A 13,213-nucleotide genomic window follows, 5' to 3' on the forward strand; every position below is an offset into this window, starting at 1 on the left:
ACAGCGATTATTCAGCTATTCAACTGATAGCTTATACCAAGGAGGTTACTATGAAATCGTTAAGAACAATTTTGACAGTAGTATTTAGTTTCGCTGTAGTTGCAGCTGTTATTCTATATACACAAATCAAGAAAATAGCTAGCTCAAATAATCAATCAAAAAAACAAGTAGATAAACAAGAAAAAGATATAAAGACAACAGCAAAAAGACCTCTTGATTTTTCAGCATTTGAATCGGATCTTAATAAATTAGGAGACCAAAGATACAAAGAGATTGAAAAATCATTGATTGAATCAGATATTAGATCTATACAAAAAAATATTGAATCAGGAAATCTAACTTATGAAGAACTTGTATTATTTTATATAAAAAGAATTAAGGAAATTGATAATAACAGATTAAATACAGTTATACAACTAAATCCAGATGCTGTAGTAGTAGCCAGAGAAATGGATGAAAAGAAAAATAATGGTGAAAAACTTAGTGATCTGCATGGTATTCCAGTCCTTCTAAAAGATAATATTGGAACAGGTGATAAACTTACTAATACTGCTGGTGCAAAAGTATTAGAAGATTCTTCATGTGATAGAGATGCTTATATTGTTAAGAAACTAAGAGAAGCAGGAGTTATAATATTAGGAAAGACTAATCTAAGTGAATGGGCTAATTTTATGAGTATTGATTCATCTAATGGTTATTCTGCACTTGGAGGACAAACCCATAATCCTTATGGTAATTATGATGTTGGAGGGTCTAGTTCTGGTTCAGGAGCAGGAGTTTCTGCTAATTTTGCTCCATTAGCTATTGGTACAGAGACAGCTGGATCAATTATATCTCCTTCTAGTCAAAACAGTGTAGTAGGAATCAAGCCTACAGTAGGTCTTTGGAGTAGAGATAGAATTATCCCTCTTGCTATTGACTTGGATACTGCAGGACCTATTGCAAGAACTGTTGAAGATGCTGCTATGTTACTAGGCGAATTAGTTGGTGAAGATGAGAATGACATTGCTACTTCTGATGCACCTGAAAAAGAAGATTATACAACATACTTAGATAAAAATGGTTTACAAGGTATGAGTATTGGAATAGTAACTAACAAAGAAGTGACTTCTAGTTATCGTAATGATGATAGTGATATTATCAATAGAATTAAGGAAGAATTAATTAATCTAGGTGCTGATGTAAAAAATGTTGAATTGGACGATAAAGCTTTCAGGATAGATGGACATGTAGATATGATGGCTTATGAATATAAAACAGGAGTAGAAGAATATCTGAATGCCATAGGTGACAATGCTCCAGTCAAGACAATAAAAGAAATAACAGGTTTTAACAAAAGAGATTTAGACAGCAGAGCATATTATGGACAATACTTCATTGAGAAAGCAAGGGATATCAATATTACAGAGGAAGAAAATACAAAAATTTTGTCCCATAATAGATCAAATACTGGTTCTGCAATAGATGAAGCACTAGAAAATGACAAAGTTGACGTTTTAATCTCTCTTAATAATTATCTATCAGGGATTTACCCTATAGCAGGTTATCCTGCAATCACAGTACCAGCAGGATATAGAGATTCTGGTGAGCCTGTAGGTTTAACAATAACCAGTACTAAATTTAGTGAAGGTCTATTAATAAAAGCGGCATATGCTTATGAACAAGGTACTAAGCATAGAATACAGCCTAATATGATATAGAAATATGATGAATGTTATATAATATCAATCAGCCTACAACTGATTGATATTGTATTTGAGTTAATCGGGAATAAAGAAAGGATTATATATGAATTATATTTATATATGTACAGTAATACTTATAATAATTAGTATCATCTTTTTCATTATTGATACAACTAATATAACTTCTTTTATAAGTAATGACTTAAGAGGGTTTAAATTAATTATTAGTATAGCTTTTGCGATTTTATTACCAGTGACGATTCTAAGTGGGGTATATCATCTTAATGATATATCAGATAATCAATTATATATATGGTTAGTCAAATATCCATGTGTATTCTTGTCTTTTATTGGATTTCAAGTTATATTATATCGAAATAATGATATTAAATAATGCCTATATATGAGATGTTTTTTTATGATATACTATGTAAAATAATATTAGTATAAAGGAGAAGAATAGTATGATATTATCTGGACAGAAAATAAGAAGCAGATTAGGAAAAGATATTTTTATAGAACCGTATAATGAAGAACAATTGAATCCCAATAGTTATAATCTAAGATTACATAATGAATTATTAGTATATGAGAATAATTCATTGGATATGAAAAAGAGTAATGACACTAAAAAGCTTATTATACCAGAAGAAGGATTATTACTGGAGCCAGGTAAATTATACTTGGGAAGAACTGTTGAATATACCAAGACCGACAATTATGTTCCAATGTTAGAAGGACGATCTTCTATAGGAAGATTAGGATTATTCATACATGTGACAGCTGGTTTTGGAGATGTAGGATTCAGTGGATATTGGACTTTGGAAATATTCTGTGTTCAACCTATAAAAGTTTATCCAGAAGTAGAAGTTTGTCAGATATATTATCACACTATTGATGGTGATTATGATAAATATACAAGTGGAAAATACCAAAATAACAAGGGTATACAGCCAAGTTTATTATATAGGGATTTTGAATGATTATGACTGACACTAGAATTTAGGAGAATTATATGAAAGTAGAATTTTATAATTTGGATGATTTTAATAACTCTTTGAAATTTGTTGTTATACAAGCTAGATATAAAGATGAATGGATATTTGTAAGACATAAAGATAGAAACACATGGGAGATACCAGGTGGACATATCGAAAAAGGGGAAATGCCAGATGAAGCTGCTGCTAGAGAATTATATGAAGAAACAGGGGCTATAGAATACGATTTATCACCTATCTGTAATTATTCTGTAGAAATTAATGAAAGCAAAAGTTTTGGTAGATTATACTATGCAGAAGTAAAAAATATCGGTGAGTTAGGTGATTATGAAATCGCTGAGATAATTACAAAAGATGAATTACCTGAAAAATTAACCTACGATAAGATTCAACCAATATTATATAAAAAAGTATTAGCCAACATTACAATTTAATTGTTAAATAAATATTTATTTTAGGAGATGTTATTATGATTATTGTTAGAGATAGAAAAACATATAAAAAATATATAGTATTAGGAACTGGACTGGGAGCATATAAAGCTGTTCGACCAAGCTTTTTTGGGGGCAACTTGTTCCCACATGAAGAAGAGGGAACGGTTAAAACTATTGCTGTATGTGATTCAAAGGGTGATATATTTTGGTTTGAGTCAAATTATTTACAAGTAATAGAAGTTGATGGAATAAAGATTTCTGAAATAGATTTAGGAGAATAACTATGGACTTACTTGTAATAATTTTGTTCGGTGTAATTTTAATTAGCTGTATCCTTATTAGACTGAAGCCATTTGAAAAACACAGAAAAATATTTGGTATAGTATTTATTTTAATTCCCCTTATTATAATAATTGTAAGTTATTTTTATGATGAAACTGATAATATATATGATTTTATATTTATCAATATTTATTTTATTGTGCTTTTAGTTATATTAACGTTGTTAGAGAAAAAAACTAGAGAAAACACATATTCATATTTTGGGTTTTTTATAGTATTTTATGTAATAATGTTTTATTCAATTAGAATAATGAATGGAAGATTATTGATATCATTAAATTATATGGTTATTGTTTTAACATTCATTACTAATATTAAGAGTATTTATAAAAGAGATGATAGAACAGTAATGATTTTTGCAAATATAATTGGAATCATAATAATAGGTATCATGACTATGATTTATCCTAAGTCATATTTAACAAGCACAAAGCAAGAACGTATATTGAATGGTTATCTGATAAATGAACAAGAAATTGATGATGAAGATATTATTGAAATAACTGTACTATCAAATCCAAGTGTTAATAATGAAAAGAGAATATTTGTCAAAATTAAGGATGAAGGTGCATTTATCTATTATTATAAAAGTGGAGAAATAACAGGAGTAGAAGAAAAAGACTTTAGTAAGTGAGAGGGGACGACTATATGAAGTTAGAAGAAATAAGTAGCTTTTTTAATAAAAGAGTAGATGGTTATGAAGAACATATGATGACTTATGTAGATGGAGCAAAAGAATATTATATTGAAACAGCAAAGATAATTCCAAAAGTAGAAGGATTGAAATTACTAGATCTAGGTTGTGGAACTGGGCTGGAATTGGATGAAATATTTAAAGTGAATCCAACAATCATGGTTACAGGAATTGATATAGCAAAAAAAATGACAGATAAACTTTTAGATAAGTATAGAAATAGAAGTAATCAAATAAATATAATTAATGAAAGTTATCTAGAATATAATATAGGTGAAGATATATATGATGTTGCTCTATCTGTTCAGACACTTCATCATTTTACTCACAAAGAGAAAACAAAGATCTTTAGTAAGATATTTAGAAGCTTAAAGCATAATGGTATTTATGTAGAAACAGATTATATTGCTCCTAATCAAGAATATGAAGATTTTCATTATAGCGAAAATGTTAGAATGAGAAATGAATTAGGTATAAAAGAAGGGTATTATCATTACGATACTCCTTGTACTTTTGAAAATGAGAAAAATATGTTATATGAAGCAGGATTTAAGTCAGTAGAAAAGATATGGCAAAAAGAAAATACGGTAATTCTAGTGGCTAAAAAATAATAATGATGATATTAAAATAATTAAAAAGTGGAGAGTGAAAAGAATGGCTTGGTGTCCAAAATGTAAAAGTGAATACGAAGATAATGTAAAAGTGTGCAAAGAGTGTAATGTTGAGCTAGTGGACCAATTGGAAAATGATGAGGTTGAATATCAGAATTTTGAGTTTTTAATCAATGTAGGAACAGTCAATGAAGCTAATATTCTAATTTCTTTATTAGAATCCTATGACATACCTACAATTCATAAGAGTAAAGGTTCTGGAGAATATCTACAAGTAGCTACAGGAATTAATTATCAGGGGGTGGATATCTATGTACCTGCTGATGTATTAACCAAAGCAAAAGAAATCATTGATTATTCAAATAATGTAGATTTGGATGATGATACTCAGACAGAGAATATAATTGAAGATAACAATAATTTTGAAGACGAAGAGCTAGATCAATTAGATAAAAAGAATAGCAGTAAGAGACGAACTGGGTTACTAATATTAATACTATTATTCATTGTATTACCTTTACTTATTGTTATTATTAGTTGGTTCATTTAATATGATGCTATGTTTTGAGGGGGGAGTATAATGGCACATAAAATATGTAAGAACTGTGGTGAGTTTAATAGTGCATCCGCCATTTATTGTTGTAATTGTAATAGCTCATTGAGAGATGTAAAAAAGAGGGAAGATGCTATTGATCCCATAAAATTCAGCGGGAAAGCTGTAGGTTACAATTATTCTGAAGAGGTAACCTTAGGTGAATGGATAATAATCTTAATTTTATCAGCTATACCTATATTGAACCTAATAGTATTAGTATTATTGGCTTTTGTTTGGAATAACACAAGTATAAATAATTTTGGAAAAGCGTCACTGATATTAGTAACAATAGGAATATTAATTTATTTCTTATTTGGATGATGTTTTAGGATAAAATTAATGAATTAGAAATCAAGATGGATATTTTTAAGCATGTATAGTATTATTTTGATTTCTTTTGTAGTTTGTCTTGTTTTGAGAGGACAAATTAATTATTATAAATATACGGGGATAGATAAATGATGCGGAAAAATAAAAAATTAATATTGATGCTACTAGTAAGTACTATAATTTTTTCAATTACAGCATGCAAAAACACAACTGATAATAAAAAATCTTATGAAACTAATAGGTTTTATATGATTACTAATAATACCATATCGCTTACTTACAATGATGATTTTAGTCATAGCTTTTATTATAAGTTAGATAAGAAGTATAAAATTAAGTTAGAATTGATAATCAAGAAAAAAGAAGAAGTAATAGGTAGAATAGAATTAGAAGATATTAAAGATGATGTTGCAGATATTGATGGTACTTTTGGTTTGTTGGTAGATAGGGATAAAGATAATAACAAAATTGTCTGGACAATAAGACATGATGAAATCACTAAAAAGTTAGAAACGTTAGACTTATTCTTTGATGTAGGTGGTCATACAGGTACTATATGCGATAGCGGCATATTAGATGAGGACGGTATTATAGCTATTGGTAATCAATATGATATTAAAAATGAAGAATATGATAACAGAAATGAAAAGTATGATTGGAGTATGGAATTCAAAGTTTATGGTATTGAAGTTAATGATGAAATTAACAGTTATATAAATAATTAGAATGATGCTGAATTTTCAATTATTTGACAGAACAATGTCGATATGATAAAATTTTATGCAATATAACTGTTAAACGGTAACTTTGTTTGAAGTGAAGTACAAATGTTTATTACTGGTTTCAATGTGCTGTATATATTACATTATAGGGAGATGGAGATTTATGAATGGTAAAATCAAGTGGCTTATTGCGTATGTCATACACTTAATACCAATAACTTTGCTAATAATATTAAGTGTATTTCATGTTGACACATCGTTAATTATTTATGTTATACTTTTTGCCTGGACTTTTGCAGGGGTTATCATTACTGGGAAGTTCGTTTTCAAAGTAAAAGAAAAAGATGATTCCTTAACAAATAAAATACTTGATTGGAATTTTGAAGATGAACTAGATGAAGATAATAACATTATTGAAACGAATGTAAGGATTATATACAATAACTTTAAGAACTATTTTCTCAAATTTGATGAACAGTTCAAGGATGTATATAATATTGCACATCAGCTGGATCAAGTTCTAAACAATATAATAGATACTTCAAACAATATTTCTCAAGCATCCGAGTACATAGCTAGTGCTTCTGTAAATCAAACCAATGACATTGATTCATGTGTTAATCTAACTGAAGTATTAACTAATAAATTGAATATGTTGAATAGTATGTCAAAAGAGCTTATAGATGAAGCTGATAAAATGTACGAAACCAGCAGACAAGGTAATATAACAGTTAAAAATCTTTCTGAGCATAATAAGAAAAATCAAGAGGTCATTAATAAAATAATAGAAGAGATATACCAGTTGGTTGAAAAAACTTCTAACATTAAAAACATTACAGATGTATTATATGATATAGCTGACCAAACCAATCTATTAGCTTTAAATGCAGCTATTGAAGCAGCTAGAGCGGGAGAAGCAGGAAAAGGCTTTGCAGTAGTTGCTGATGAAGTAAGAGGATTATCCAATCAAAGTAGGGAAGCTAGTGCTAATATCAATGAAATGATAACCAATATTACAGAAGAACTCAATTATCTTAAGACTATAGTTGACCAATCACAAAGTGTTTTTGAAGAAGAGAATCAAGCTGTAAATACAGTTATTGAATCCTTTAATTCCATTAATAACTTTATAGATACATTCATTAACAGGCAAACAAAATTCGGGAATGCATTTATGGAATTAGATGAATCCAAAGACAATTTTGCCGAAGCAATTGAAAATATGGCTTCTGTGATAGAAGAATCAACTGCTACTACTGAAGAATTAGCTTCTTTAACCTTATCCCAGTCCAATACTACTAATGTCGTAAAAGATATTTCTACAAAGCTGTATAGACAGGTTCAAGGTATAAGTAAGGACTTTGAAAAGATAAAGATAGATAATCAAGAAGAAAATAAGATAAAATTTGCATTAGTATATGACCTTGATTGTGAATTCTGGAATTCTACAGTTAAAGAAACTAAGAAGACCGCTAACCTATATAATGCTCATGTTGATTTCTATGCACCAAAAACAAGGGAAAATGGTGACGTAGAGATGGAGGAAATATTGGATAATATCTTAAATGACAATTACAATGGTATTATCATTAGTCCTATTGACACTCCTAGAATAAAAGAACAGCTTAATACAGCTATCAGTAGAGGCATAAAAGTAGTACTTCTCAACTCTCCTCTTGAAAGTGTTAAATATGAAGCGCTTATTGAAACAAATGGAGTAAATGCCGGTAAGAAAGCAGGAGAGGTCGTAGTAAAATTATTAGGTGGTAAGGGAAAAGTAATACTAGGAGAATGGAATGATATACATATCAGTTCTATCATTGATAGAGGTAAAGGATTTGAACAAGAAGTAAGTGCAACTTCTGATATTGAAGTAATCAAAGTGCCTGTACCAAGTATACCTAACGAAGCTGAAACAGAAAAAATTATTAAGGATATGTTGAATAAATATCCAGACGTAGATTTGTTCTATTCAACCAACAATGATTGGGGTAAAAGGTATGCTGAGTACGTAAGAAAATATAAGGTAGATAAAAAAATAGTCACTATTGATTATATACAAGCTCTAAAACAGGATGTAGTTGATGAAATAATATATTGTGCTGTAGCACAGAGAAACTTTACTTGGGGAGATATTGCAATCAAAATCTTATTTGATGCAATGGAAGGAAAGAATACTACCAAGTATAAAGATACTGGTACTTTTGAAGTAACTGCTGGAAATGTAAAAATATTCGAGAATAGATTGAAATAGTAATTAAGGGCAGCCTAGTGAATTGAATAGGCTGCCCTTTTTGTTCAGATGTCAGCTGTAACAGTTTAATATTCAACTCTAAAGATACAAGCTTGTTCACTTAATGGAAATTCTTGATTCTCTATTTTTACATAATCGTCAGTGATAAGGTTCTTGTAATTTCCATTCTTAAGAGCAGGAATTGGTAAATAGTTATTATCATCAATTGATACATCCAATAGACCTGTCTTGCTTCCAACATTAAATATTCCATAGAGAACTTCAGTTGAAGTAGCATAAGTAGCAAAGATAACTCCGTCAACATTCGCTTTATGAATCATATATCTTCCTGTAGCGAAGATAGGTTCTTTTTTTAGCTGGGATAGTCGTTGGATAAGAGATATAAATGGTTTATCCACACTAGACCAATTGATAGGGTCTTTATCAAATAATGAGGGCTGTTGTTCTGCTTTTACTTCTTGACCAGAATATAAAAGGGCAGCGCCTTTTTCAAAGAACATAAATGAAGTCCAAGTAGCTAGTAATGAATCATTTGGTATTAATTTTTTTGCTCTGGGAATATCATGGTTTTCAAGATATCTTAGTTTTACATAATTATCAGGATAAATTGCTTCTTGTAATCTTTTTCGTGTCAAAAAATGATCTAGAGTGCATTTCCCACGTAGATAATTTGAGAATTCCCCGTATGTGTCATAGTCATAACAAATATCAAAGACTTGATAGGTTTCAGAATCTGAAGCCATAGGAATACCAGCATTTCTAACACTTTCTAAGAAATGGGGTTCAACAGTTTCTGCAAGGAGTAATATATTAGGATTAATCTCTTCTAATTGTCTGCGTGCTTCAGCCCAAAATTCCATTGGCACAATAGGTGCAACATCACATCTAAATCCATCAACACCTAAGGAAGCCCATTTTTTAAGAGCATCAATCTGTGATTGCCAAAGTTCAGGATTATTATAATCCAAGTCGATGATGTCTGACCAATCAGCAATCTTATTGCCATAATTACCTTCTTTTGTTTTGTAGTAATAATCTGGATGCTCTTTTTTATAGATATTGTCATGGGATGTATGGTTATATACGACATCAATCATAACATCCATTTCCATACTATGTATAGTTTCTATAAGTTCTTTGAAATCTTCCTCTGTTCCATATTCAGGATTAATCTTGGTGTAGTCACTAATTGAATAAGGGCAACCTAAAGTCCCTTTTTTATTTAGTTGACCGATAGGATGTATTGGCATAAACCAGATTATATCTACTCCTAAGTCTTTAATACGTAGCAGATCATTGAAAATGTCTTTAAAAGTACCAGTTCTAGTATGATTTCTTACATATATTTCGTAGATAGTTTTGTTTTTTAAAGTTGCAGGACTATTTTTAGCCATAGTAAACCTCCTAATGAATAATTGAATGATTTTTAATGAATAATCAGGTTAATCGATTAATTTAACTATTTATATTAAATCATAAAAAACATTAAATGTAAAGACAATATAATTGGTTAACCGATTATATTTTTTGTTGACTTTTTTAATATTATGGTGTTAAACTATAATTGATTCTATAATAGAAAGTTTTTTGTATAATATAATCTAACTTTCTGATTATAGTAAAAAATATGATAAATATCAGGGAGGGTTTTTGATGAGAAAATTATTAAGTATTATTATGATTTTAGCGTTGACGTTGTCATTGGCAGGATGTAAAAAGAGTGTTACTGCAAAGTTTGAAGATGACTTGAAGTGGGATGATAAATCTCAATCCTATGCTATGGAAAAAGATGCAAAATTGATGTTGTGGACAGATAATGATGAATTTGCTGAAAAAGTTATAGAATTATGGGATAAAAAATATCCAGACGTTACATTAGAATATGAGAACGTAGCTGCGAATGACAGCGCAAAGAAAATAAAACTTGATGGTCCAGCAGGTCTTGGAGCTGATGTTTTTTATATGCCTCACAATAGTGTGGTTGATACTAGAGAATCTGGTACATTGTATAAACTTCCTGAACGTGTTAAAGAAATGGTTATGAATGATATGCAGGAATCAGCATATAAAGTAGCCATGTATGAGAATGATATGTATGCCATTCCATCTTCAATAGAAAATATAGCACTAGTATATAACAAACAGTTATTGAAAGCACTTCCAGTTCTGCCAACAACGATTAAAACCAATGCTTCCAATCTATTGGAGCAAGTTGAGAATAAAGAGATTTATATGGAAGAACTCTTGGAAGGTATTGCTTCTTGGGGAAACAATTATTCGGGAGCTGGAATAGAAGTACCATATAAGCAAGATCGCTTCTATAAAGGTGATGGTGAAGAAATAAGTGAATCAGAAGATATACATACTATTTTGGCATGGCAACTTTATGATGCATATCATAACTATCCATTTCTGACCCGTGATGGATATCGTGTATTTGGTAGTGATAATAATAATCCGGATATGTTTGATATTGATAAACCAGAGGTCAGATCTTCCATTGAAGCTGTCATTGGTGATTGGTATGGAAATAAAGATGAATCAAGACTATTTCCAGGACTTGCTACATTAGAAGATATGGGATGGGACCAAGCTCCTTCACGATTCCAAAAAGGACAAGTGGCTATGACAATAACAGGTCCTTGGGTAATGCAGGATATTAAGAAAAACTGGGATCTATGGATACAAGAGGGCAAATTTGGACTTACTCCTGATAGTGAACCTTCAGATATATTTGGAGCAACAGCCCTACCAAAATTTAGTAATGGCAATAATCCTATAACTTTTTCTGGTGTTCAAGTTACAGGTATGAATATATATACAAACTATCCTAATGCAGCAATGAACCTGATTAGCTTTTTAGCAAGTGATGAGGTCATGAAGGTTGTATACTCTACATTAGGTAAAATTCCAGCTGTAAAAGACTCTTCTAAGATACCTGGGCTTAATGAAGATTCTATTTCAAATGGTTTCCTAGAACAAGCAATTTATTCCCATGCTATGCCTGTCATTCAAGAAGGTAACTATATGTGGGACCCTCTTCGTGATGTTTGGACAAATATTTTTGTTGAAAAAATGTCAATTGAAGAAGCTCAAGCAAAGTCTTTGAGTGATTATCAACGTATACTTGAGGATGCTGGTAAATAGATAATCTTGCTTGTTGATAGGAGGTAAATATGCAAACAGATATAAACAGCTTGGATAAGAAACGTTATTCTAGATGGCAGAAGATATTTGGTGAAAGAATGACTAAATCGGGAATGTTATCCTTATTTATTATGGGTGCAGGACAGCTCAGGAATAAACAAAAAGGGAAAGCGCTATTTTTCTTTTCAATACAGCTGGTCTATGTTTTGATTGAAATTCTAACAAGCTCTATAGTAAGTGGTGGATTACCTAATCAACCAAAAGCTTGGGGATATGGATTTTTTAGAAAAGGTTTGTGGGGATTTTTCACATTAGGAGAGACAACAGGTGGTAGGTTTAGAGATAACTCTCCTGTGTTGATGATTGAAGGTTTGATTGTGATACTACTATTAGGTATATTGATATTCTTTTGGATAATGAATATCAGAGATGCAAATCAAACTGCTATTGAATATGAAAAGTCAGGACAAATCAAATCATCCAAAGAATATTTTAAACATGTGTTTGAGACAAGTTTCGCATATGTAGTTAGTGGACCATCATTGGTACTGTTGCTCTTAATTTCTATCATGCCTATTTTATTTGCTTTCTTTACAGCATTCACTAATTATGATGCCTATCACAATCCGCCAGCTGATTTGATTGATTGGGTTGGATTGGGTAATTTTGTGAAGGTAGTACAGCTTCCTGGATGGAGGACAACCTTTGTAGGTGTTGCCATATGGACATTGGTATGGGCTATAATTGCAACGTTTACAACTTTTTTTGGAGGATTATTTCTTGCATTGGTTGTTAATAATCATCGGGTACGTTTTAAAAAAATATGGCGAACTATTTTAATATTACCATGGGCAATTCCTGGTATGGTATCTTTGCTTGTGTTCAAAAATTTTTTCAACCAGACTTATGGTCCTTTAAATAGAATGCTGGGTATGAATATTCCTTGGCTCAATGATCCAACCCTTGCAAAGGTTACACTTATAGCAGTTAACTTTTGGCTGGGTGTACCTTATTTTATGATGTTGATGACGGGGATACTAACAAGTTTTGATAAAACCATTTATGAAGCAGCTAGAGTTGATGGAGCCAATAAAAAACAAATATTCTGGAGGGTCACATTTCCAATTCTCCTAAGTCAGGTTATGCCATTACTTATTATGTCATTTGCTGGTAACTTCAATAATTTTGGAGCAGTTTTCTTCTTGACAAATGGTAGTCCAAGAAATATTGCTTATGAATATGCGGGGCACACAGATATACTTATTACATGGATCTATAAGATGACAAAAGATTTCAAGATGTACAATATGGCATCCATCATGTCTATTCTCATATTCCTATTAATTGGTGGTATATCAACTTGGAACTTTATGCGTACAGATGCATTTAAGGAGGATTAGA

General features: G+C 30.6%; 14 protein-coding genes. 13 read left to right on the forward strand and 1 reads right to left on the reverse strand.

Going from position 1 to position 13,213, the window contains the following annotated elements:
* Positions 1-50: 50 nt before the first annotated feature.
* The 11 genes from HYG85_RS20045 to HYG85_RS20095 all read left to right on the forward strand — a co-directional run bounded on the left by HYG85_RS20045 (position 51) and on the right by HYG85_RS20095 (position 8,665).
* On the forward strand, positions 51-1,700 hold the full coding sequence (locus HYG85_RS20045; RefSeq protein ID WP_212691147.1) for an amidase family protein: 1,650 nt from the start codon (positions 51-53) through the stop codon (positions 1,698-1,700).
* 88 nt (positions 1,701-1,788) lie between these two features.
* A complete protein-coding gene (locus tag HYG85_RS20050; protein WP_212691148.1) occupies positions 1,789-2,079 on the forward strand; it encodes a hypothetical protein in 291 nt (96 codons plus the stop codon).
* A gap of 70 nt (positions 2,080-2,149) precedes the next feature.
* Entirely contained in the window at positions 2,150-2,668 is a 519-nt protein-coding gene (dcd, locus tag HYG85_RS20055; protein WP_212691149.1) for a dCTP deaminase, read from the forward strand.
* Positions 2,669-2,700: 32 nt separating this feature from the next.
* Positions 2,701-3,117, forward strand: a complete 417-nt coding sequence (locus HYG85_RS20060) for an NUDIX hydrolase (protein WP_212691150.1) — start codon at positions 2,701-2,703, stop codon at positions 3,115-3,117.
* Between the two features lie 35 nt (positions 3,118-3,152).
* On the forward strand, positions 3,153-3,398 hold the full coding sequence (locus HYG85_RS20065) for a hypothetical protein (RefSeq protein ID WP_113675618.1): 246 nt from the start codon (positions 3,153-3,155) through the stop codon (positions 3,396-3,398).
* A gap of 2 nt (positions 3,399-3,400) precedes the next feature.
* Entirely contained in the window at positions 3,401-4,093 is a 693-nt protein-coding gene (locus tag HYG85_RS20070; protein ID WP_212691151.1) for a hypothetical protein, read from the forward strand.
* Positions 4,094-4,107: 14 nt separating this feature from the next.
* Positions 4,108-4,764 (forward strand): class I SAM-dependent methyltransferase, encoded by a 657-nt coding sequence (locus HYG85_RS20075; RefSeq protein WP_212691152.1) that lies wholly within the window; start codon positions 4,108-4,110, stop codon positions 4,762-4,764.
* Positions 4,765-4,807: 43 nt separating this feature from the next.
* Positions 4,808-5,314, forward strand: a complete 507-nt coding sequence (locus HYG85_RS20080; RefSeq protein WP_212691153.1) for a putative signal transducing protein — start codon at positions 4,808-4,810, stop codon at positions 5,312-5,314.
* 30 nt (positions 5,315-5,344) lie between these two features.
* On the forward strand, positions 5,345-5,680 hold the full coding sequence (locus HYG85_RS20085) for a hypothetical protein (protein WP_212691154.1): 336 nt from the start codon (positions 5,345-5,347) through the stop codon (positions 5,678-5,680).
* A gap of 137 nt (positions 5,681-5,817) precedes the next feature.
* Entirely contained in the window at positions 5,818-6,414 is a 597-nt protein-coding gene (locus tag HYG85_RS20090; protein WP_212691155.1) for a hypothetical protein, read from the forward strand.
* A gap of 160 nt (positions 6,415-6,574) precedes the next feature.
* The gene (locus HYG85_RS20095; protein WP_212691156.1) at positions 6,575-8,665 is read left to right on the forward strand and encodes a methyl-accepting chemotaxis protein; all 2,091 of its coding nucleotides are present in this window, start codon (positions 6,575-6,577) and stop codon (positions 8,663-8,665) included.
* A 65-nt stretch (positions 8,666-8,730) separates the two neighbouring features.
* Here HYG85_RS20095 and HYG85_RS20100 read toward each other — a convergent pair whose 3' ends face one another.
* Entirely contained in the window at positions 8,731-10,059 is a 1,329-nt protein-coding gene (locus tag HYG85_RS20100) for an alpha-amylase family glycosyl hydrolase (protein WP_212691157.1), read from the reverse strand.
* Positions 10,060-10,318: 259 nt separating this feature from the next.
* Between HYG85_RS20100 and HYG85_RS20105 the strand changes: the two genes are divergently transcribed.
* Complete coding sequence (locus HYG85_RS20105) at positions 10,319-11,812, forward strand: sugar ABC transporter substrate-binding protein (RefSeq protein WP_212691158.1); 1,494 nt, start codon at positions 10,319-10,321, stop codon at positions 11,810-11,812.
* Between the two features lie 29 nt (positions 11,813-11,841).
* Entirely contained in the window at positions 11,842-13,212 is a 1,371-nt protein-coding gene (locus HYG85_RS20110; RefSeq protein ID WP_212691159.1) for an ABC transporter permease subunit, read from the forward strand.
* Position 13,213 lies beyond the last annotated feature (1 nt).

The sequence above is a fragment of the Vallitalea guaymasensis genome, assembly GCF_018141425.1.
Classification (GTDB): domain Bacteria; phylum Bacillota; class Clostridia; order Lachnospirales; family Vallitaleaceae; genus Vallitalea; species Vallitalea guaymasensis.